Below are 22,375 nucleotides of genomic sequence, written 5' to 3'. Positions count from 1 at the left end.
AGTGTGGACCGAGCTGCCTCCCCATCCCCGCTGTCATTCCGGGGCGCGCGTAGCGCGAACCCGGAATCCATTGGACCGCATGTGCCGACGAGAAATGGATTCCGGGCTCGCGCTGACGCGCGCCCCGGAATGACGGCCGACTATTTGGTCGGCAGCTTCGCCTTCAGCCGATACAGCGCATCCAGCGCCTCGCGCGGCGTCATCTCGTCGGGATGCAGCGCCGTCACCGCGGCGATCAGCTCCTCCGTCTCCTTCGACATCGCAGGCTCCACCGCCGCGCGCGACGGCACCGCGAACAGCGGCAGGTCGTCGACCAGGGCACGCGCGCTCTGGCCGCGGTCCTGGGCCTCCAGCTTCGCCAGCACCGATTTGGCGCGGCTGATCACCGCCGGGGGGAGACCGGCGAGCTTCGCCACCTGAATGCCGTAAGAGCGGTCGGCCGAGCCGGGCAGCACCTCGTGCAGGAACACCACGTCGCCCTGCCATTCCTTGACCCGCACCGTGGCATTGAACAGCCGCGGCAGCTTGGCGGCGAGGGCTGTCAGCTCATGGTAATGCGTCGCGAACAGCGTGCGGCAGCGGTTGCTCTCGTGCAGATGCTCGATCGCCGCCCAGGCAATGGAGAGACCGTCGAACGTCGCGGTGCCGCGTCCGATCTCGTCGAGGATCACCAGCGCGCGCTCGCCGGCCTGGTTGAGGATCGCGGCGGTCTCGACCATCTCGACCATGAAGGTCGAACGTCCGCGCGCGAGATCATCGGCGGCGCCGACGCGCGAGAACAGCCGGTCGACGATGCCGATGCGGGCGCGGCTCGCCGGCACGAAGCTGCCGATCTGCGCCAGCAAGGCGATCAGCGCGTTCTGACGCAGGAAGGTCGATTTACCCGCCATGTTAGGACCGGTGAGCAGCCACAGCTGGCCGCTCTTGTGTCCCGGCGTCGGCGACAGGTCGCAGGAATTGGCGATGAACGGCTGACCCTCGCGCTTCAGGGCCTGCTCGACCACCGGATGGCGGCCACCTTCGATGGCAAAGCCGAGCGAGCCATCGACCTCGGGCCTGACGTAGTTGTCGTCGACCGCGAGCTTGGCGAGGGCGGTGGCGACATCCAGCATCGCAAAGCCATGCGCGGCGGCGCGCAGATCGTCGCCGATCGCGAGCGCGGCCGCACACAGCCGGTCGAAGATCTCGAGCTCGAGATTGAGCGCGCGCTCGCCGGCATTGGCGATCTTGGCCTCGATCTCGCCGAGCTCCGACGTGGTGAAACGCACCTGGCCGGCCAGCGTCTGGCGATGGATGAAGGTCGCGTTCAACGGTGCCGTCATCAGCTTGTCGCCGTGCTGCGCGGTGACCTCGACGAAATAGCCGAGCACGTTGTTGTGCCGGATCTTGAGTGCCTTGACGCCGGTCTGGTCGGCGTAGCGCGCCTGCATCGAGGCGACGACGAGCCGCGAGGCGTCGCGCAGATTGCGCGTCTCGTCCAAGGTCGCATCATAGCCTGATCGAACGAAGCCGCCGTCGCGCTTGATCAGCGGCAGCTGCTCGTCGAGCGCGCGGGCGAATTCGTCGGCCAGCGCGCGTGCCGGCCGCACCAGCGCGGCCATCACCGAGGCGATCTCCTGCGGCGGCTGGTCGAGCACTGAGAGCCGCGCCAGCGCCTGGTCGGCGGCGAGGATGCCGTCACGCAAGGCGGCGAGATCGCGCGGGCCGCCGCGGCCGACCGAGAGCCGCGCCATCGCGCGGGTCATGTCGGGCGCGCCGCGCAGGATCGAGCGGATGTCCTCGCGCGCGGCGCTGTCGGCAACGAAAACGTTGACCGCGTCGAGCCTTCGCCCGATCTGCGCGGGCTCGGTCAGCGGCGCAGCGAGGCGTTGCGCGAGGAGGCGCGAGCCGGCCGAGGTCACCGTGCAGTCGATGGCGTCGAGCAGCGAGCCGCGCCGCTCGCCGGCGAGCGTGCGCGTCAATTCGAGATTGGCGCGGGTCGCCGGATCGATCGCCATGGTGCTGCCGGTCGCCTCGCGCGCTGGCGGCGCCAGCGGCGGGCGCTGGCCCACTTGCGTGCGCTCGACATAGGTGACGCAGGCAGCGGCGGCGGTCGCCTCCAGCCGCGACAGCACCGCGAGCCCGTCCATGGTCGCGACCGCGAAATAGTCGCACAGCCGCCGCTCTGCGGTGGCGCCGTCGAACACGTCGCGGGTCAGCGGCGTCACGGCGGTGAGCTCGCGCAGCACAGGCTCGAACGCCGCGTCCGAATACAGCGCGTCGGAGACGATGACCTCGTTCGGGTTGATACGGGCCAGCGTCGCCGTGAGCTCGGCAAAGGCACATTCGGTGACGATGAAGTCCGAAGTCGAGATGTCGATCCAGGCGAGCCCGAGCCGGTCGCCGCCGGACGAGCCGCGGCTGCGCGCGATCGCCAGCAGATAGTTGTTGGCGCGCGCGTCGAGCAGATTGTCTTCCGTCAAGGTGCCCGGCGTCACCACGCGCACCACGCCGCGCTTGACCACGCTCTTGTTGCCGCGCGCCCGCGCCGCCGCCGGATCCTCCATCTGCTCGCACACGGCGACGCGGATGCCTTGCGCGATCAAGCGATGCAGATAGTCCTCGGAGCGCTCCACCGGCACGCCGCACATCGGGATATCCCGGCCCAGGTGCTTGCCGCGCTTGGTCAGCACGATGCCGAGCGCTTTCGAGGCGACCTCCGCATCCTCGAAGAACAGCTCGTAGAAGTCGCCCATCCGGTAGAACAGCATCAGCCCCGGATGCGCTGCCTTGATGTCGAGATACTGCTCCATCATCGGCGTGAGCTTGGCCGGCGCCTCGGCGGGAGCGGCGCCGAGTGTCGACTCTTGCGGAACCGGGGCGGAGATGGGCTGCTGGATCGTCATGGCGCGGAAACTAGCCAATTTGCCCGGACGGTCCTACCGCTTTGCAGGCGATGTCCCGGTTTTCCACGATGAGCGGTGCCTGCTGTCGCACCTCCCCCGCTTGCGGGGGAGGTCGTATCGCATCGAAGATGCGATACGGGTGGGGGACGTCTCTCCACACGACGAGTGGCGCTTGGGGCGGCCCCCACCCCAACCCTCCCCCGCAAGCGGGGGAGGGGGCGCACCGTGTGCGGGGAGACGGTGTGCGCACGCCATTGTCGGCGCATAGCACCCCGCGTCCCCGTCATTTGACCTGCCTCCAGGGCACTCCTAAAACCGCCGTCAATTCTGACCAGAAACACGAAAGTTCGGGAGAGAGCGATGCGAGACGTGTTCATTTGTGATGCGGTGCGGACTCCGATCGGCCGCTTCGGCGGCGCGCTGGCCAAGGTGCGCACCGACGATCTCGCGGCCACCCCGCTCAAGGCGCTCAAGGCGAAGCATCCCAAGCTCGACTGGGCTGCCGTCGACGAGGTGTTCTTCGGCTGCGCCAACCAGGCTGGCGAGGACAACCGCAACGTCGCGCGCATGGCGCTGCTGCTCGCGGGCCTGCCGGATTCCATTCCCGGCCAGACCTTGAACCGTCTCTGCGCCTCCGGTCTCGACGCGGTCGGCGCGGCGGGACGTGCGATCCGCGCCGGCGAGGTCGATCTGGCGATCGCCGGCGGCGTCGAATCCATGACGCGCGCGCCGTTCGTGCAGGGCAAGGCGACCGAGGCGTTCTCGCGCTCGGCCGAGATCTTCGACACCACGATCGGCTGGCGCTTCATCAATCCCTTGATGAAGCAGCAGTATGGCGTCGACTCCATGCCGGAGACCGGCGAGAACGTCGCCGAGGAATTCCAGGTCTCGCGCGCCGACCAGGACGCGTTCGCGATCCGCTCCCAGCAGCGCGCCGGAAAGGCGATCGCGTCGGGCTATTTCGCCGCCGAGATCACGCCGGTCATGGTGCCCGGCGGCAAGGCCGGCCCTGTGACGGTGGACAAGGATGAGCATCCGCGCCCCGAGACCACGCTCGAAGGCCTCGCCAAGCTGAAGCCGATCGTGCGCAATCTCGGCACGGTCACGGCCGGCAACGCCTCCGGCGTCAATGACGGCGCCGCCGCCATGATTCTCGCCTCGGAAGCGGCGGTGAAGAAGCACGGCCTCACGCCCCGCGCGCGCGTGCTCGGTCTGGCCTCCGCCGGCGTGCCGCCGCGCATCATGGGCATCGGCCCGGTGCCGGCGGTGCGCAAGCTGATGGAGCGGCTCGGCCTGAAGATCAGCGATTTCGACCTGATCGAGCTCAACGAGGCGTTCGCCTCCCAGGGCATCGCCTGCCTGCGCCAGCTCGGCGTCGCCGAGGACGCCGATTTCGTCAACCCGCATGGCGGCGCCATCGCGCTGGGACACCCGCTCGGCATGAGCGGCGCGCGCATCGCGATGACCGCGGTGCACGGCCTTGAGGTGCGCGGCGGCAAGCGTGCGCTGGCCACGATGTGCGTCGGCGTCGGTCAGGGCGTCGCGCTGGCGGTCGAGATGATCAACTGATCCCAAACCCTCATCCTGAGGAGCCCGCCTCTTGGCGGGCGTCTCGAAGGATGAGGCCCGGCACTGGCCTCATGGTTCGAGACGGCGCTTCGCGCCTCCTCACCATGAGGGGAAACAGCGGAGAGCGCCGCCATGACCATCTCCCGCGAACAGGACGTCACGCCGGCCGTATTGGCGGTGATGGAGCGCACCGAGAATCCGCGGCTGCGCGAGATCATGGTGTCGCTGATCAAGCACCTGCACGGCTTCGTCCGCGATGTCAGGCTGACCGAGGCGGAATTTCGCGAAGCCGCCGCCATCATTGCCGAGCTCGGACAGCGCACCAACGACACGCATAACGAAGTCGTGCTGATGGCCGGCTCGCTCGGCGTCTCGCCGCTGGTCTGCCTGCTCAACAATGGCGATGGCGGCAACACCGAGACGGCGCAGTCGCTGCTTGGCCCGTTCTGGCGGCTGAATTCGCCTGTTACCGAGAACGGCGGCTCGATCGTGCGTTCGGCGACGCCGGGTCCGGCGTTGTTCGTGCACGGGCGCGTGGTCGATCCGAAGGGCGCGCCGATTGCCGGCGCCGAGGTCGACGTCTGGCACGCCTCGCCGGTCGGCTATTACGAGAACCAGGATCCGGAGCAGGCCGACATGAACCTGCGCGGCAAGCTCGTGACCGACGCCGACGGCCGCTTCTGGTTTCGCTCGGTGATGATGGTCGGCTACCCCATCCCGACCGACGGCGTCGTCGGCCGTCTCCTGAAGGCGCAGGGCCGCCATCCCTATCGCCCGGCGCATCTGCATGCGCTGATCGTCAAGGAAGGCTTCAAGGTGCTGATTTCGCAGGTCTACGACCCCAACGATCCGCATATCGACAGCGACGTGCAGTTCGGCGTCACCAAGGCGTTGCTCGGCAACTTCATCCGACACGACGCGCCGCATCCGACGGAAGCCGACGTCACTGCGCCCTGGTACTCGCTCGATCATGTCTATCGCATGGAAGCCGGCGACACCGTGCTGCCGCGCGCGCCGATCAAGTAGCGCTTCGGAATATCCATGTTAGTGTGGGCTAAGCTGCAACCCTGAAGGGACGGCGCCCACATGTCCTCCACCGACTTGCCGTCCGTCGCCGAGCCTGCCGCGTTGACGGCGACGATGCGCGATTCGGGTGTGCTCCAGTCCGGCGCGGTCTCGGACGTCGCCGTGATCAGCGACCGGCCGATGCTGCTGTCGCGCATCATCCGCCTTGGTTTGTCCTATCGCGGCGCGGCCCCGGATGCGCCGAAGGCGCTGATCCTGAAAATCCCGATGCCAGCCTTCGCCAAGACGCTGTGGTGGGGCGGGCGCCACGAGGTCAACTTCTATCGCGATCTGGCGCGGCTCATGCCGACGGGCCTGGTGCCCGGCTCTTACGGCGGCGCCTGGGACGAAGCCGCGCTCACCTGGCACTTGCTGCTCGAGGATCTCACCGACACACACCAGACGGCGACGCCATGGCCGCTGCCGCCCGCGCTGCCCCAGGCCGAGGGGATCGTGCGGGCGCTGGCGCGGCTGCATGCGGCGTGGTGGGACGATCCGCGGCTTGGCGTGTCCATCGGCAGCTTCGCGACCGCGGACGAGCGCGACGAGCGCGGAAAAACCTTTGCCGGCCACTATCAGCGCTTCGCCGATCAGTTGGGAGACCGCCTAAGCGCGGACCGGCGCGCGGTCTACGAACGCCTGATGGCGGCGACGCCGCGGCTCTCGGAACGCTATCTGTCGCGGCGAAACCTCAGCATTCTGCATGGCGACGCGCATGTCTGGAATTTCCTGGTGCCGAAGGCCGCCGACAACGACGACGTGCGCGCGTTTGATTTCGACCAGTGGCGGATCGGCGTGCCCGCGAACGACCTCGCCTACATGATCGCGCTGCAGATCTATCCCGACCGGCGGGCGCGGATGGAGCGACCGTTGCTCGACCGCTATCATCAGATGTTGGTCGCAGGCGGTGTGACCGGTTACGACAGGGCGGCGCTCGATCAGGACTATCGTCTCGCCGTGCTCTGGCACATCGCCCAGCCGGTCCGGCAATGGGCGATCCAGCTCCCGCCGGTGATCTGGTGGAATAATCTCGAGCGGATCTTCCTTGCGTTCGACGATCTCGGCTGCCGCGAATTGCTGGACTGACGACGCTTTCCCCATGACAGGGCCGCACGCAGGCGGCGAGGTCCCTGTCGCTACACGTCACTGCGGTGCATTTGCCGTCGCAGCTACCAGTCACCTTAACGATCACCAGAGATTGTTCGCCGGCCTTAAACCGCCGGCCAGCATCGGCGCGACATATCGGCATGGGCATGGCGTTTGGCATGGTCACGGAGAGAAGCGGCGTCCCCGGCCTGGAGGGCGGCTTGCTAAAGCACATAAATCGTGCTTTAATGTTCCTTGTGCCCGAAAGCTTGTACGATCAGGCTGTTCGCTACCGTCTGCTCCTCTCCGCCGAGGCGCGGGACGCGATCGAGGCGACCTTCGCCGACTATACCCGGATGATGGACATGCTCGACGAGATCGCTGCTGGCAAAGGCGTCGGCGCCAATCTCGTCGCGCTGCACGGCCATGCCTACGACCCGATCCGCAAGGCCACCCGGCTGCCGTCGCGCCTCGTCACGCTCGGCCTGCGTGACCGTGCGGCCTATCGCGCCGCTTCAATCCCAAGGTTGCCGCTGGACGACCGCCTGGTGAATGTCAGGGATGCCGGCACGTTGTCGCTCGGCACCGCGCGCGGTCGTTTCACGATCCCGTTCGAAGTGACCGGCTATGCCGCGGGCTGGCCGCATGCGACGCCGGCGCAGCTCGTGCGCACCGCCCAGGATGACTTCGAGGTCCATTTCGGCGTCACCGCAACGTCGCAAGCTCATCTCGCCTCAACACGCAGCCCACGAAAGGACCACGTCATGCTCGCCGAACACGCGCCGGCTCCCGACACGCTCCTGTCACGCGCCGGGCGGCTCATCGCCGGCATCGCCTATGGAGCGATCGAAAAGGCCGAGGACAAGAATCGGGGCGCGCTGGTCAGCCAGGCGATCCGCGAGATCGAGCAGGCCGAGCGCGAATCGCGCGAGAGCCTGTCGCATGCGCGCGCCGAGGAATATCGGCTCAACGCCCGCCGCGCCGAGATCGAGCGCGAGACGACCGTGCTGGCTGAGCAGATCCGCGTCGCCATCGCCGAGCACCGCGACGATCTCGCCCGCGCCGGCATCGCCCGGCAGATGGATCTCGAAGCCCAGTTCGAGGTGCTGTCGAAGGCGATCGACGAGAATGCCGAGCGCGTCGATGCGGTGCTCACGACGCTGCGTGCGATCCTGTCGAGCCTGCAGGACGCGCAGGCGCGTCTCGTCGAGCTCGAGCGCAGCGAGGCGCTCGCCGAGCAGCCGAAGGCCACATCGCGCAAGTCGGGCGATACCGGCCTCGCCAGGGCCGCGCGCGCCTCCCGCGTCATCGCCCGCGCGACCGGCGTGCCGGAAGGCATCGCGCCGTCGCCCGACATCGACGAATTGTCGAAGCTGAAGCGCGACAAGGACATTGCCGAGCGGCTGGCACGGCTGAAATCGCAGAATTGAACGGGCAGGGGCGCGTCGTCCCATGACCATCGTCGACCATTTCATGCAACCCGAGGTGCGGCCGTTCGCGATCGCCGCCGTGATGATCGTGCTGGTCGGCGGCGTCGAGATCGGCTCGATGCTGATCGGCCTGTCGATCAGCGAGCTGCTCGGCCAGACCGTCGATCTCGGTCACGACGGCGACAGCACCAGCGTCGGTCACGTGCTGTCCTGGATCAATGTCGGCGGTGTGCCGCTGATGATCTGCGTCCTGCTCGCGCTCGGCATCTTCTCGATCACGGGTTTTCTCATCCAGGATGCCGCGCGGCTGGTAGCGGTGGCGCTGCCGCCAACGGCCGCGGGCATGCTCGCCGCCGTCGTCACCGTGCCGCTGCTGCGCAGCTCGACGCGCTATGCGGCGCGGCTGGTCCCGCAGGATGAGAGCTATGCGGTCGGCCTGTCCGATCTCGTCGGCCGCACCGGTGAGGTCGCGGTCGGCCCGCTCGACGGCGGGCTGCCCGGCCGCGTCCGCGTCAAGGACGTCCACGGCAATTGGCACATGGTGACGGCCTCGGCCGCGCCGGACTCACCGGCCTTGCCGGTGGGCGCGTCGGTTCTCCTCGTCGACCGCAAGGACGGCCGCTTCATCGCGATCGCCGCAGCCGACGAGCTCACGAGCTCCAAGACACTTTAGCCCAAGACACTTTCCTCAACCCGAAAGTAAATCCCATGTTTGATCTGGTTCTGCCTGCGTCGATCGGCGTTGTGCTGCTGGTCGTTCTCGGCACTGTCTTTGCCGTTCTCTACCATCGTTCCACCCGCGACGAGGCGTTCGTGCGCACCGGCCTCGGCGGCAAGAAGGTGGTGCTCGACGGCGGCGCCGTGGTGCTGCCGATCTTCCACTCCATCGCGCGCGTGAATCTGAAGACGCTGCGGCTGCGCGTCGAGCGCTCGAAGAAGGATTCGCTGATCACCAAGGACCGCATGCGCGTGGACATCGACGCCGAATTCTACGTGCGCGTGAAACCCGACGTCGATTCGATCGCGCTGGCCGCGCAGACGCTCGGCGCCGTCACCAACAATGCCGAATTGCTGCGCGACCAGGTCGAGGCCAAGTTCGTCGACGGACTGCGCTCGGTCGCGGCGACGATGGAGCTGTTGGACCTGCAGGAGAAGCGCTCGGATTTCGTCAAGCACGTCCAGGCCGCGGTCGAGGCCGACGTGCAGTCCAACGGCCTGGAGCTGGAATCGGTGTCGCTGACCAAGCTCGACCAGACCGACATCTCGTTCTTCAACGCCGAGAACTTCTTCGACGCCGAAGGCCTCACTCTCTTGAAAACGGTCACCGAGACCCGCCGCCGCGACCGCAACGCGATCGTGCGCGACAACGAGGTCGCGATTGCGCAGAAGGACCTCGAGGCGCGCCAGCTCACCCTGACGATCGAGCGCACCAAGAAGGAGGCCGAGCTCAGCCAGGAGCGCGACATCGCCAACAAGACCGCGAGCACCCGCGCCGAGGTTGCGAGCGCCACCCAGACCGCGTGGCAGACCGAGGAGAATGCCCGCATCGAGGCGCAGCAGAAGATCGCCCAGCGCGAAGCCGAGGCATTGAAGGTGCGCGAGACCGCGGCGATCGAAAGCAATCTCGCGATCAACCGCCGCAAGACCGACGCCGACCGCGAGATCCAGATCGCCACCCAGGACAACGACATCCAGATCGCGACCAAGAGCAAGGAAACCTCGGAGGCGCGCGCGGTCGCCAAGGCGGCCGAGGCGCTCGCGGTCTCCGCGGAGGAAAAGGTCACGACGGCGCGCGCCATCGAGATCGCCGATCGCGAGCGTCAGACCGCGGTCATGGCGGCGCGGAAGGAGGCCGAGCAGCGCTCGACCGGGATCACTGTCGCTGCGGAAGCCGAGAAGCGCGCGGCGGTCGATCGCGGCGAGGCCGCCAAGACCCTGGCCGAAGCGGAGGCCGAGGCCAACAAGATCAAGGCTGTCGGCGTGCGCCAGATCGGCGAGGCGGAAGCCGCCGTGATCCTGATGAAGAACGAAGCCCAGAACAAGCTCGGCAGCAACGTGATCGATTTCGAGCTCGCCAAGCAGCGCATCGCGACCATGCCCGCCGCGCTCGGCGAGATGGTCAAGCCGATCGCCAACCTGAAGGACGTCCGCATCCTGCACACCGGTGGCGCCTTCGGCGGCAACGGCAATGTCGGCGCTGGCGGCAATGTCGGCTTCGGCGAAGGCCTCGCCGGCGAGCTGCTGCGCGTGCACGCGCTGAAGCCCTTGATCGACGAGATCCTGGTGCAGTCCGGATTCAAGCCCGGCGACGATCCGGTGCAGGCGCTGGCGGGTGTGATCGTGCCGGCCACGGAGAAGAATACCGCTGCCGGGCCGAAGATCGAGCCACTGCAGAAGCCGTAAGCAAGACACATGAAAAGGGAAGCCCCGGGGCTGGGGGCGGCGCTGGAGGAGCCACCGCCCCCGCCCGGCACATCACGAGTGGGGCGCTCATGAGGTGCAGTCTCTGCGCGCAACTCATACGCAGAGAACCGAGTGGGGTGAACAGAAGATAGCCGGAAACGCGCCGGATTGAAGTTACAAATCCATCACGTCGTGGTCACCTTTTTGCTATCCCGGTCTCGCTGCGTCTCAACAGCACGCGAATTTTCCGTCGCGGGGAAGTGGACTGCACCCCTCAAGTGAGACACGATAATCTCAGTGACAATGGGTAAAGTCATCGCATCGTGTTTTGCTTGAACGCGGCTTCGAACTCAAGAGGAGATCGATAGCCGAGGGCCGAATGCAAGCGCTCCTTATTGTAGATCTCGGCGATGAAGCTGTTGATCCGGCGCCGGGCGTCGTTGACGTCGGCAAAGCTCTTGCCGTTGATCTCCTCGGCCTTGAGCGTCTTCATGAAGCTTTCGGCCTTGGCGTTGTCGAACGGGTTGCCGGGACTGCTCATGCTGATCTTGATGTCGCGCTTGGCCAGCCGCTCCCGATAGGCGATCGAGGAGTATTGCACGCCGCGGTCTGAGTGGTGGATCAGGCTGCCGGGCTTGGGGTTCCGAGATTGAAGCGCTTTGTCGAGAGCCGCGATCGCGAGGGAGGCGTCGAGGGTGTTGTCGAATGCCCAGCCGACCGCCTTGCGGGAGAAGCCGTCGAGAATGACGGCGAGATAGGCGAACGTCTTGGCGAGATGGACGTAGGTGATGTCAGCGACCCAGATCTGATCCGGAGCCGATGGCGCTAGGCCACGGATCAGGTTGGGGACGACGATCACGTCAGTCGGCCTTGCAGTCGGCGGCTTCAGGAAGGGCGTCTTGCGCTGCGCGAGAAGATTATCCTGACGCATGAGGCGCAGGACTTTCTTGCCATTGACGACCATTCCCAGACGCCGAAGAGCGGCGGTCACCCGTCGATAGCCGTAGAACGGATGCTTCAGGCAGATGCGCTGGAGCTGGTCGCGCAACTCGCACTCGGCTTCGGCGCGGCTACGTCGATTGAGATGCCGGTAATAAGTCGCTCGAGGCAGCCTTGCCAAAGCGCAGAGGCGCTGCACATGAGCGCTGGAGTCGGCTGTCTCCGCGGTCATGCTTTTGATGACTTCGATGATGCGGATACGGGTTTGCCTTGCGCTGCCGGCCGCTCCAGTGCGCGCAAGGCTTGCCGAAAAAAATCGAGGTCCATCTGCTGACGGCCGACCAGCCCTTCGAGCTCGGCAATGCGAGCATTGGCCCGTGCCAGTGCGGACCGCTTATCGTCATAGGTCGCCACAGATTTGAGCTTCCGGGGACCAGGCTTCGGTCCCGGCTTGCGGTTCAACCCGTCCGGCCCTTGCGCCCTCCAGGCCTTGATCCAGTCATGAAGGATCTTGCGCGATATCCCAAGGTCCCGAGCCACAGGCAGAACGCCTTCGCCTCGTTCGACACGCTTGATCGCCTTCAGTTTATAAGCCGTCGGAAACCGACGGGTCTTCCCTCTTGCTGCCACAGGTCATCCTCGGAATGCCTGTCACTGAGATTATCGTGTCTCACTTGAGGGGTGCAGTCCAGAAGCGTCACTCCATCACGGCGTGGTCGGCCGGGGCGGACTGGGCGCGCAGCGCGCTGCGCGTCGAGCCGATCATGACCGCGAGCGGGATCGACACCAGGATGAACGTCATGACCAGCTGGTAGTCGTGCGAGAAGGCCAGGATCTGCGCCTGCACCATGACCATCGCGTCGGCCATCGCGCGCCCGGCATCGGTGGACAGGTTCAACAGGCCGGCGACATTGGGCATCTGCAGGGCGTGATTGAACGGATTGATGTGCTCGACCAGGATCGCGTGGTTGCGCCGCGTTCCCTCGGTGAGCTGCGCGATCGCGATGGAGATGCCGATCGAGCTTGCGACATTTCGCACCAGGGTCAGCATCGAGGTTCCATCCGTGCGCAACTCGCCCGGCAGCGTCAGGAACGCCACGGTCGACAGCGGCACGAAGACGAGGCCGAAGCCGAACCCCTGCATGATGCTGATGGTGATGATCTCGGGCACGCCGGTCTGGTCGGTCCACGCCGTCATCTGGAACAATGACAGCGCCGTCAGCGCCAGCCCGACCACGATCAAGGTCCGCGCCTCGATGTAGCGCAGCAGGCGGCCGACCAGCATCATCGCGACGAAGGTGCCGCAGCCGCGGGTCGCGAGCAGGACGCCGGCGGTGATGATGGGATAGCCGATGACGTTCTGCAGATAGGGCGAGGACAGCGCCATGGTCGAGAACAGCACCAAGCCCATCACCGTCATGAACACGCAGCCGCCGACGAAGTTGCGGTCCTTGAACAGCGCGAACTGGATGAACGGCCGCTTCGTCGTCAGCGAATGCGCCAGGAAATAATAGAAGCCGACGCCGGCGACGATGAACTCGATGATGATCTCGTTGCTCTCCAGCCAGCCCTGATCCTCGCCGCGGTCGAGCGCGATCTGCAGCGAGCCGATGCCGATGGCGAGCGCGGCGAAGCCGAACCAGTCGAAGGTCAGCTCCGCGTTCGGCTTGGTTTCCTCCATGAACGCCATCAGGCCGAGCACGGTCACGGCGCCGAACGGCAGGTTGACGAAGAACACCCAGTGCCAGGAATAGGTCTCGGTCAGCCAGGCGCCGAGCGACGGCCCCATGATCGGGCCGAGCATCACGCCCATGCCCCAGATGGCCATCGCCTTGGCGCGCTCATGCAGCGCGTAGGAGTCGAGCATCACCGCCTGCGACAGCGGCACCAGCGAGGCACCGAACACGCCCTGCAGCAGGCGGAACAGCACCATCTGCGTGATGTCCTGGGCCAGCCCGCACATCACGGACGCGATGGTGAAGCCGGCCGAGCAGACGATGAAGGTGCGCTTGCGGCCGAAGCGGTTGGCGATCCATCCCACCGGCGCGGTCATGATCGCGGCGGCGACGATGTAGGACGTCAGCACCCAGTTGATCTGGTCCTGCGACGCCGACAAGGTGCCCTGCATGTAGGGCAGCGCGACGTTGGCGATGGTGGTGTCGAGCGCCTGCATGATCGTCGCCGTCATTGCGCAGATCGTCACCATGTTCCGGCGCAGGCCCGGAACTGCTGATGAGGCTGCTGGCGCGGTCATGACGCTACTCGTCCTTGTCCGCCGCGTGCGCCGATCCGAACAGCCCGGCCAGCGAACGCTCGTGCCCGGTGTCGATCGAGACGTTGACGCTCATGCCGGCCTTCAGCTTCGCGACGAACTTGTCGGACTTGTCGAAATGGATTCTGACGGGCACGCGCTGCACGACCTTGACGAAATTGCCGGTCGCGTTCTGCGGCGGCAGGATTGCGAACTGCGCGCCGGTGCCCGGCGACAGCGAGCCGACCGTGCCCTTGAAGCGGTGGTTCGGGAAGGCGTCGACGTCGAGCTCGACCGGCTGTCCGACCGCGACATAGGTGAAGTCGCTCTCCTTCGGATTGGCGTCGACCCAGGGATTGGCGATGTCGATCACCGAGAAGACCGGCGTGCCCGCGGTGACGAAGCGGCCGAGCTGGATCTGGTCGACCTGCGTGGCGATGCCCGGCATCGGCGCGCGCAAGGTGGTGTGGTCGAGGTCGCGCTGGGCATCGTCGAGCTTGGCCTTGGCCTGGACATAGGGCGGAAACTGCTCCAGCGGCAGCTCGGGATTGCCGAGCAGTTGCGTCCTGGCGTTCGACAGCTGCTGCTTGATGAACTGCGCCTGCGCGCTCGCCGTCACCAGTGCGTTCGCGGCGTTGTCGAGGTCGAGCTGCGAGCCGAAATTGTTCTTGGCGAGCGTCTGCTTGCGCTCGACGTCCTTCTGCTTGAGCTCGATGCCCTGCTGGGCGAGGTCGAGCATCTGACCGTAGATCTTGATGTTGGCGGTGAGATTCTCATAGCTCGTCCGCGCCTGCTCCAGCGCCGCCTTGGCCTGGTCGACCGCCAGGCGATAGGGCACGGGGTCGATCTCGAACAGCTCGTCGCCCTTCTGCACCTGCTGGCCTTCCTTGACGACGACCTTGACGATCTTGCCGGAGATATCGGGCGTGATGAGCACCTTCTGGGCGCCGACATAGGCGTCGTCGGTCGTCACGTAGCGTCCGCCATTGAGATACAGCACGAGGCCGCCGATGACGGCGACGAGCGGCAGCACGACCAGCAGCAAGGTGCGACGGTAGCGGCGCAGGAATCCGGGGCGCGCCGGCTTCGCGGCCGCGGCCGCGGGCGCCGCCGCATCCGGGCTGGCCTTCTGTTCAGGGGCGAGTTTCAGGGCGGGCTCAGCCATAGCGCTGTTCCTTTCGCTGCTCGTCGCACAGCGACTGCAGGGCGTTTCTCACGTTTTCCTTGATGGCTTCGAGATGGGTCATCAGCCGCTCGGCATCACCGGCGCTGATGCCCTGAAGGGCGGTGTCGGTCAGCTCGGCCTTGAGCACGCCGAGCTTGGCGAGCAGCGGGCGGGCGGCCTTCTTCAGATAGAGCCTGTTGACGCGGCGGTCGGTGTCGTCGCCGCGGCGCTCGATCAGCCCGGCTTCGGCGAGCTTGTCGATCAGCCGTGTCAGCGTGATCGGCTGCATCTCCAGCTGCTCGGCCAGCTCCGACTGCTTCATCCCCTCGTTGCGCTCGACCTTGGCCAGCACGGCCCATTGCGCGCGGGTCATGCCGAAGCGCGCGGCCTCCTTGTCGGCATAGGCGCGCATCAGGCGCTGCAGCTCGCCGAGCGTAAACAGGAAGTTGGCGTCCGCGGAGGTGCGGCTCATGGCGGTCTCGATTCGGGATCGGAGGGAACTAAGCTTTGGCTGTAATGAGCCTTGGATATAATAAGCAAGCTTATGAATATTTCATGGCCCCGCCGAGCGCACCCGCTCCGCTCAGGATGCATGGCTCGGCCGCGGCCTTTGGCGAGAGCGGCCCGAGATGCTAGATTGTCGCCAATGACCCTCGCAAAACCCACCTTCCCGGCGCCGGACCACGATCATGGCCGCTGCGCGGCCGATGCCTTGGACCATGCCGAGCGCATCTGCGCCCAGCGTGGCCAGAAGTTTACGCCGCAGCGCCGCCAGGTGCTGGAGGCGCTGCTGTCGAGCCACCGGCCGCTCGGCGCCTACGAGATCATCGAGGAACTCGCCAAGGTGGCCGCGCGGCCGGCGCCGATCACGGTCTACCGCGCACTCGAGTTCCTGATGGCCAACGGTCTGGTGCACCGCATCGAAAGCCGTAACGCCTTCCTCGCCTGCGCTCACGACCACGAACAGACCGCGCTGGTGGCATTCCTGATCTGCGAGAGCTGCGGCGCCGTGGGCGAGGTTCCGGCCGCGCCGATCGCGGAAAGCCTGAAGCTGGCTGCCGCGGCATCGGGCTTCACGCCGAAACTGTCGGTCGTCGAGATCACCGGGCTGTGCGCCCATTGCCAGAAGGCGGCGTGAGGTCGGTCACTGGAGCTCAAGTCGCACAGCTGTACACATGTGACCGACCGTCGTATGCGATGACCATGCCGCGAGGGTGGTGCGTTCCCTCTTCCCAGCCAGCGGGGCGAGGTGACCAGTGCCGTTGCTGCAGCCACGTCAGCCTCGTCTCGGGCGGATCGCGGCAACGCTGACCGCAGGTTCAATTGCGGTCCAACAAGGAAACGCTTTCGGGAGTCCACGTCCTCGTGTCCGCAACGTCCACCTCGTCCGCCGCGAGCCGTCCCCTTGGCCCCGGCGCCATCGCAGTCATTCTCGTGCTCTGCATCTCCTGGGCCTTCAACCAGATCGCGGTCAAGCTGGCGCTGCCGGAGATTCCGCCGATGCTGCAGGCGACGTTGCGCTCGGCCGGGGCGCTGCCTGTCCTCCTGCTCATCGCCCGGGTGCGCGGCGTGAGGATGTTCGAGCGCGACGGCACGCTCGTCCCCGGCCTGATCGCCGGCATGATGTTCGGCGTCGAGTTCGTGCTGATCTATGGCGGATTGCTGCTGACGTCCGCCTCGCGCGCGGTCGTGTTCCTCTACACCGCGCCCTTCTTCGTTGCGCTTGGCTCGTACCGCTTCCTGGGCGAGCGACTCGGCGCCATGCAATGGTCGGGCTTGGCGCTCAGTTTCGCGGGCGTGGCGCTGGCGATCGGCGTTCCCCAGGCCAATGTCGATCGAACCGTGCTGCTCGGCGACCTCATGGTGGTCGGGGGCGGGTTGCTGTGGGGCGCGACCACGGTCGTCGCAAAAGGCACCCGGCTCCGCTTCGCCCCCCCGGAGAAGGCCCTGTCCTACCAGGTTGCCATGTCGATTCCGATCCTGGGGGCGGCAGCCCTGCTGGCCGGGGAACGGCTCCATCAGGTTCCTAGCCCGTTCGTGATCGGCCTGATGGCCTACCAGTCGATCTGGGTGGTCGGGACCACCTTTACCCTGTGGTTCGCGCTGGTGAAGGCCTATTCGGCCAGCAAATTGTCGGCATTTACCTTCATCACCCCTTTATTCGGGGTGGTGGCGAGCTATTTCATCCTGCATGACGCCCTGACGCTGGCCTTTGGCCTGGCCGCCGTGCTTGTGATCGTTGGGCTTTTTCTCGTAAACCGCCCGAACCGCGTGGTCCTGGCCGCGACTGATCCATTGCTGAATGTCACCAAAACCTGATATCCGAGCGCCCATGAACAAGCCCGAGACACTGACCCAGACCGATGTCGCCGGACCCGCTCCCCGGCATCAGACCACCAAAGTCATGGTCGGCAACGTCGCCGTGGGCGGCGGGGCGCCGATCGTGGTCCAGTCCATGACCAACACCGACACCGCCGATGTCGAGCAGACGGTGGCCCAGGTCGCAGCGCTGGCGCGCGCCGGGTCGGAGATGGTCCGCATCACCGTGGATCGCGACGAGGCCGCCGCGGCGGTCCCGCACATCCGCGAGCAGCTCGACAAGCGCGGCGTCACCACGCCCCTGATCGGCGACTTCCACTACATCGGCCACAAGCTGCTGACCGACTATCCCGCCTGCGCCGAGGCGCTGGCGAAATACCGCATCAATCCCGGCAATGTCGGCTTCAAGGACAAGCGCGACACCCAGTTCTCGACCATCATCGAGCTCGCCAACAAATACGGCAAGCCGGTGCGTATCGGCGCGAATTGGGGTTCGCTGGACCAGGAGCTCTTGTCCAAGCTGATGGACGAGAACGCGGCCTCCGCGAACCCGCGCGATGCGCGCGCGGTGATGCGCGAGGCGATGGTGCAGTCGGCGCTGCACTCGGCGGAGCGCGCGCAGGAGCTCGGCATGCCGAAGGACCGCATCATCCTCTCGGCCAAGGTCTCGGCCGTGCAGGACCTGATCGCGGTGTATCAGGACCTCGCTGCGCGCTCCGACTACGCCATCCATCTCGGACTCACCGAGGCCGGCATGGGCTCGAAGGGCATCGTCGCCTCCTCGGCCGCGCTCGGCATCCTGCTGCAGCAGGGCATCGGCGACACCATCCGCATCTCGCTGACGCCGGAGCCCGGCGGCGACCGCACGCTCGAGGTCCAGGTCGCGCAGGAGCTGCTGCAGACCATGGGCTTCCGCACCTTCGTGCCGCTGGTGGCGGCGTGCCCGGGCTGCGGCCGCACCACCTCGACCACGTTCCAGGAGCTGGCGCGCTCGATCCAGGACTTCATCCGAGAGGAAATGCCGGCCTGGAAGACGCAATATCCGGGCGTGGAAGCGCTCAACGTCGCCGTCATGGGTTGCATCGTCAACGGCCCCGGCGAATCCAAGCACGCCAATATCGGCATCTCCCTGCCTGGTACCGGCGAGGCCCCGGCCGCGCCCGTCTTCGTCGACGGCAAGAAGTTTCGCACCCTGCGCGGGCCCACCATCGCGGCCGACTTCAAGGCGCTGGTGATCGACTACATCGACCAGCGCTACGGCAGCGGCGCCAAGGCTGCGGAAAGCGTGACCGCGGCGGAGTAGGGGCGCCCGGATCTGAATCGGCGGCGCCTCCTGCGTCTCTGGGATGATTGCGCTGTGCTTCATATCGCTGCCCGAGCATCTGCTTATTAGTTTCTCCGTCATGCCCGGGCTTGTCCCGGGCATCCACGTCTTTCCCAGGATGCCGAACGACGTGGATGGCCGGGACAAGCCCGGCCATGACGATGGGAAGCAAGCGTGCGCATCATTCAGGTCGCGGCATACGCGTTCGCCGTGGCGCAGGGCGCCGAAAGCACGAGGAAGAGCCGGCAAAGCGACCTCCTCTTCAAAGTGCAACCTTGAGAGCGGCCAGCCCTGCAACCGTCAGCTGCTTGTGCCGCGCGCCTCAGTCTGGAATTTTCATCCGTGGATCAGCCGCTACGCGCCGCTGCCGTGACCGGCACGATCCGCCGGCCACGCCCCACTGCTGCCCGCATGATCAGCACCTTGAGGCCTGCTGAAAAAGGGACGCCTCGATGACTCTCGATATCCGTGAAATGGAGCTCGCCGAGACCTCGCTGGTCATCGACTACTTCTATGCGTCGAGCATCGAGCAGCTCGACCTGATGGGCATCGATCCGACCCGGATGCCGACCAGGGCGGTCTGGAGCAGCCTGTTCAAGACGCTCTACGCGACGCCGCTCGCCGAGCGCGCGGCGCTGCTGGTGATCTGGCAGCTCGACGGCCGGCCGATCGGCTTCTCCAGCTGCGACCGCATCGTCTACGGCAATCGCGCCCACATGCATCTGCACGTCACCGAGCCGGAGCTGCGCGGCCGCGGCCTCGGCGCCGCATGCGTCAGCCGCAGCGTCGACCTGTATTTCGAGAAGCTGCAGCTCAAGCAGTTGTTCTGCGAGCCGCACGCCTACAACACCGCTCCCAACCGCGCGCTGCAGAAGGCGGGTTTCCGCTACTTGAAGACCTACAAGACCGTGCCTGGCCCGATGAACTACCACCAGGCGGTGACGCGCTGGATGATCGAGCGGTGAGAGAGGCTGCCACGTTGAGCGCGGTGAGAACCGGCGATGGGCGGCGGATCGGACCACGTGAGACAAGAGCAAGTTTGTTGGCGAGATCTTACCGCGCCAACAGTGTCGTCCCAGCCTTGAGCCGAGACCTATACCACCGACCTCAGTTGTCGAGCAGGCTGCCGCTGCTTTCTTCGCTATCACCCTGCCCTGTGATTATGGGTCCCGGCTCAAGGCCGGGACGACAGCGGAGGATGTGGTCGGCTATCGGTCATATCGGCCGTTCTTCGCGCGGCAAGCCGCCAGCACTTACGAATCTCAAACTTTGCCCGTCGCGTTACCATGTCGCAGCCGTCAGGCCTTGTGCCGTCGGGCAAATCAGATCGATGTTTCCGCCCGTCCCGCCTCGCTCACGAGGGGCGCTTCGCGGTCGTCACGAACGTGGAGGCGGGATGCGGTGGACGCGACGTGGCGCAGTGAGCTCGGTGCTTGCGGACGAACGTCATGGCGCGGACGGTCAAGTCGCATGGTCCTGACATCCCGATGCTGATGCCAAGCTGGCGGTGATGATCCGCTGGCGACGGGGGCAAGAAAGCCCGGTCCCCGGGGAGAGTGCGAAGCAGCCGTTAAAACCATCGCGCAGGGAGGGCCGGGTCTGTCCGGCTGAACCTGTGGTTCCTGCCGCCTGCATTCTTTTCGCAGGCGGGCCACGGGCCTCAGTCGGGGCCCGGCCTTCCCTGCGCCCTCTGTTGAGAGAGGGCGAGAGAGACATCAATGCTCGGACGCGAGAGCGGGCGCGAGGATGAGATGCTGTGTCTACAATGCTGTGTCTACAAATTCAGTCGCCGTATCTGTACCCCCGCTCCATCCACGTCATTGCGAGCGCAGCTCGCAATGACGGCGTGCGTGTTGATGAGCGATTGCGCTCAACAATCCACTTCTACAACGGCAACTCCCCGTACTCCCGGTTGGCGAGGCTCGCCTCCTCCAGATCGAGGTCGCGCTCGATGCGGCGGCGGGTTTCGTCGGTGATCTGGCCGTCGCGGAGCATGGCGTGAATGCTCTTGCGCTCGACGCCGATCAGCTCGCGGGTCAGCTCGATGCCGAGCGCGGAGGCGTCGTAGTCGTCGGGGTTGAGCGCCTCCGGCAGCTGGTTGACGCGGACCTCGTGTCGAGCGCGCAGCAGCCGCATGACCTCGTCGGACACCTCGCGGTCGCTGGTCATCATCTCCAGCGACTTCAGCGCCCGGTCGAGCCCCTCGCGCCGTGCCGCAATCTCCTGCTCGTGCTCTCGCACATGCTCGGCGCGTCCGGTGTTGGAGACGCCGAGCAGGCGCACGACGATCGGCAGGGTCAGGCCGAGGCCGATCAAGGTGAAGAAGATCACGCCGAAGGCGATGAACAGGATCTCGTCGCGATAGGGAAAGGCTTCACCGGTCGAGAGCGTGAGCGGCAGCGCCAGCGCGGTGGCGAGCGAGACCGTGCCGCGGACCCCGGTGAAGCCGATGATGAAGGTCTGCTGCCACGGCGGCAGCGGATCCCTGGCGCGCAGCGAGGGGCTCAGCACGCGTGGCAGGATGGTCGCCGGAAAGGTCCAGGCGAAGCGCGCGATCACGACGATCGCGACCACGAGCGCGGTGGCGATCATGATTTCGTCGAGCGGGAACGCCTTCGACTTCTCGTAGATCAGCCGCATCTGGAAGCCGGTCAAGAGGAACAGCATGCCCTCGATCAGGTAGACGACGAGGTCCCAGAAGAACACGCCCTGCAGGCGGGTCGCGGAGGAGATCCAGAGCGGTCCGTTCCAGCTCATATAGAGGCCGCAGGCGACCGTCGCGATCACGCCGGAGCCGCCGACATGCTCGGGGATCCAGTAGGCGAGATAGGGTGTCAGCAGCGACAGCGTGATCTCGACCTGCGGATCCCTGGCGTAGTGGCGGGCGCGCAGCATCAGCCAGCCGACGCCGATGCCGAACGCGATCTCGCCGACCACGATCGCGGCGAACTCGCCGGCCGCGACCGGAAGCGAGAACGCGCCGGTGGTGATGGCGGCCACGGCGAAGCGATAGAGAATCAGCGCCGTCGCATCATTGGCGAGGCCCTCGCCTTCGAGGATGACCATCACCCGGCGCGGCAGGTGCAGCCGGCGGGCGATGGCGAGCGGCGCCACGACGTCGGGCGGCGCCACGATGGCGCCGAGCAGGAAGCCGAGGCTCCAGGGCAGACCGAGAAGATAGTGGGTCGCGATCGCAACCATGGAGGCGGTGAAGATCACGCAGCCGACGGCGAGCAGCACGATCGGCCGCAGGTTGCGCTTGAACTCGCGCCAGCTCATCGCGACGCTCGACGAATAGATCAGCGGCGGCAACACCACCAGCAGCACCAGCTCCGGCGGCAGCGCGAAGGCGGGCATGCCCGGCACGAAGGCCAGCGCGATGCCGGCGAGCATCAGCAGGATCGCCGGCGCCAGGTTGGCCCGCCGTGCAAGAAGGGCGGTTCCCGCCAGCACGGCCAGCAGGATCAGGAATATCTGAAAGTGAGCTTCCATGGCGGGGGACCTGGCGTCCTTGCGCCGGCCTCAATCCCGGAGGTCGTAGCGGTAGGACTTCGACACGATCTGCCAGCCGTCCTTCAGCTTCATCGCCACCAGGTAATCGGTGAAATAGCGCGGCGGCAGCTGGCAGCGCACCTTGATGAAGGCGGTCTTGTCGTCCGAACGGTCGATGGTGACGATGAAGTCCTCGCGCGGCTTGCCTTCCCCCTTGGCGGAGGGGCGCTTGCGCACCCAGGCCAGCCAGTCCGGCACAGTGAGGATCTTGAGCTCGCCGTTGTCGACCCAGCGCAGGTCCGCGGTGGGGTGGAACACGGCGCCGAGCTTGTCGGCGTCGCCCTCGTAGAGCGCGTCGAAATAGCCCTGCACGACGGCCTCGACGGTGGAACGGTCTGCGCTCATGGCCAACTCCCTGGGGAACCGCGGACAAACAAGGATCGCATT

The 22,375-nt window shown here is 66.3% G+C and carries 18 protein-coding genes; 10 read left to right on the top strand and 8 right to left on the bottom strand.

Annotated elements, in window-relative coordinates; translation table 11 throughout:
- Positions 1-140: 140 nt before the first annotated feature.
- The gene (mutS, locus tag ACQR10_RS01015; protein ID WP_316215298.1) at positions 141-2,885 is read right to left on the bottom strand and encodes a DNA mismatch repair protein MutS; all 2,745 of its coding nucleotides are present in this window, start codon (positions 2,883-2,885) and stop codon (positions 141-143) included.
- Positions 2,886-3,245: 360 nt separating this feature from the next.
- Here mutS and pcaF point away from each other — a divergent pair, with 360 nt between their 5' ends.
- The 6 genes from pcaF (at position 3,246) to ACQR10_RS00985 (ending at position 10,438) form a co-directional block, all read left to right on the top strand.
- Positions 3,246-4,454: a 3-oxoadipyl-CoA thiolase gene (gene pcaF, locus ACQR10_RS01010; RefSeq protein ID WP_316215297.1), complete on the top strand. Its 1,209-nt coding sequence runs from the start codon at positions 3,246-3,248 to the stop codon at positions 4,452-4,454.
- Between the two features lie 132 nt (positions 4,455-4,586).
- On the top strand, positions 4,587-5,480 hold the full coding sequence (locus tag ACQR10_RS01005; protein WP_316215296.1) for a dioxygenase: 894 nt from the start codon (positions 4,587-4,589) through the stop codon (positions 5,478-5,480).
- A gap of 60 nt (positions 5,481-5,540) precedes the next feature.
- Positions 5,541-6,605: a phosphotransferase family protein gene (locus ACQR10_RS01000; protein WP_316215295.1), complete on the top strand. Its 1,065-nt coding sequence runs from the start codon at positions 5,541-5,543 to the stop codon at positions 6,603-6,605.
- A gap of 248 nt (positions 6,606-6,853) precedes the next feature.
- Complete coding sequence (locus ACQR10_RS00995; RefSeq protein WP_316215294.1) at positions 6,854-8,035, top strand: PspA/IM30 family protein; 1,182 nt, start codon at positions 6,854-6,856, stop codon at positions 8,033-8,035.
- 22 nt (positions 8,036-8,057) lie between these two features.
- On the top strand, positions 8,058-8,708 hold the full coding sequence (locus ACQR10_RS00990) for an OB-fold-containig protein (protein ID WP_316215293.1): 651 nt from the start codon (positions 8,058-8,060) through the stop codon (positions 8,706-8,708).
- Between the two features lie 35 nt (positions 8,709-8,743).
- On the top strand, positions 8,744-10,438 hold the full coding sequence (locus ACQR10_RS00985; protein WP_316215292.1) for a flotillin family protein: 1,695 nt from the start codon (positions 8,744-8,746) through the stop codon (positions 10,436-10,438).
- A 313-nt stretch (positions 10,439-10,751) separates the two neighbouring features.
- Here the strand turns inward: ACQR10_RS00985 and ACQR10_RS00980 are convergent, their stop codons facing one another.
- The 5 genes from ACQR10_RS00980 to ACQR10_RS00960 all read right to left on the bottom strand — a co-directional run bounded on the left by ACQR10_RS00980 (position 10,752) and on the right by ACQR10_RS00960 (position 15,265).
- The gene (locus ACQR10_RS00980; protein ID WP_315800043.1) at positions 10,752-11,609 is read right to left on the bottom strand and encodes an IS3 family transposase; all 858 of its coding nucleotides are present in this window, start codon (positions 11,607-11,609) and stop codon (positions 10,752-10,754) included.
- Complete coding sequence (locus ACQR10_RS00975) at positions 11,606-12,007, bottom strand: helix-turn-helix domain-containing protein (protein ID WP_315800042.1); 402 nt, start codon at positions 12,005-12,007, stop codon at positions 11,606-11,608. The genes ACQR10_RS00980 and ACQR10_RS00975 overlap by 4 nt, the downstream gene beginning before the upstream one ends.
- 67 nt (positions 12,008-12,074) lie before the next feature.
- Positions 12,075-13,631 (bottom strand): DHA2 family efflux MFS transporter permease subunit, encoded by a 1,557-nt coding sequence (locus ACQR10_RS00970; RefSeq protein WP_315803812.1) that lies wholly within the window; start codon positions 13,629-13,631, stop codon positions 12,075-12,077.
- 4 nt (positions 13,632-13,635) lie between these two features.
- A complete protein-coding gene (locus ACQR10_RS00965; protein WP_316215291.1) occupies positions 13,636-14,793 on the bottom strand; it encodes an HlyD family secretion protein in 1,158 nt (385 codons plus the stop codon).
- Positions 14,786-15,265, bottom strand: a complete 480-nt coding sequence (locus ACQR10_RS00960; RefSeq protein ID WP_315803810.1) for a MarR family winged helix-turn-helix transcriptional regulator — start codon at positions 15,263-15,265, stop codon at positions 14,786-14,788. The genes ACQR10_RS00965 and ACQR10_RS00960 overlap by 8 nt, the downstream gene beginning before the upstream one ends.
- Before the next feature lie 174 nt (positions 15,266-15,439).
- Between ACQR10_RS00960 and ACQR10_RS00955 the strand changes: the two genes are divergently transcribed.
- The 4 genes from ACQR10_RS00955 (at position 15,440) to ACQR10_RS00940 (ending at position 19,401) form a co-directional block, all read left to right on the top strand.
- On the top strand, positions 15,440-15,931 hold the full coding sequence (locus tag ACQR10_RS00955) for a Fur family transcriptional regulator (protein WP_315751916.1): 492 nt from the start codon (positions 15,440-15,442) through the stop codon (positions 15,929-15,931).
- Positions 15,932-16,158: 227 nt separating this feature from the next.
- Positions 16,159-17,112: a DMT family transporter gene (locus ACQR10_RS00950; RefSeq protein ID WP_316215290.1), complete on the top strand. Its 954-nt coding sequence runs from the start codon at positions 16,159-16,161 to the stop codon at positions 17,110-17,112.
- A gap of 13 nt (positions 17,113-17,125) precedes the next feature.
- Positions 17,126-18,415 carry a flavodoxin-dependent (E)-4-hydroxy-3-methylbut-2-enyl-diphosphate synthase gene (ispG, locus tag ACQR10_RS00945; protein WP_316215289.1) on the top strand — a complete coding sequence of 430 codons (1,290 nt, stop codon included), beginning with the start codon at positions 17,126-17,128 and terminating at the stop codon, positions 18,413-18,415.
- Positions 18,416-18,888: 473 nt separating this feature from the next.
- Positions 18,889-19,401: a GNAT family N-acetyltransferase gene (locus ACQR10_RS00940; protein ID WP_434911741.1), complete on the top strand. Its 513-nt coding sequence runs from the start codon at positions 18,889-18,891 to the stop codon at positions 19,399-19,401.
- A 919-nt stretch (positions 19,402-20,320) separates the two neighbouring features.
- Here ACQR10_RS00940 and ACQR10_RS00935 read toward each other — a convergent pair.
- Complete coding sequence (locus tag ACQR10_RS00935; protein WP_316215288.1) at positions 20,321-21,928, bottom strand: Na+/H+ antiporter; 1,608 nt, start codon at positions 21,926-21,928, stop codon at positions 20,321-20,323.
- Positions 21,929-21,958: 30 nt separating this feature from the next.
- The gene (locus tag ACQR10_RS00930; RefSeq protein ID WP_315801752.1) at positions 21,959-22,333 is read right to left on the bottom strand and encodes a nuclear transport factor 2 family protein; all 375 of its coding nucleotides are present in this window, start codon (positions 22,331-22,333) and stop codon (positions 21,959-21,961) included.
- Positions 22,334-22,375 lie beyond the last annotated feature (42 nt).

The sequence above is a fragment of the Bradyrhizobium sp. HKCCYLRH2060 genome, from assembly GCF_051168135.1.
Taxonomy (GTDB): Bacteria; Pseudomonadota; Alphaproteobacteria; order Rhizobiales; family Xanthobacteraceae; genus Bradyrhizobium.
Note: the sequence above shows the minus strand (reverse complement) of the source record. Positions and strands in the feature narration are given on the sequence as shown.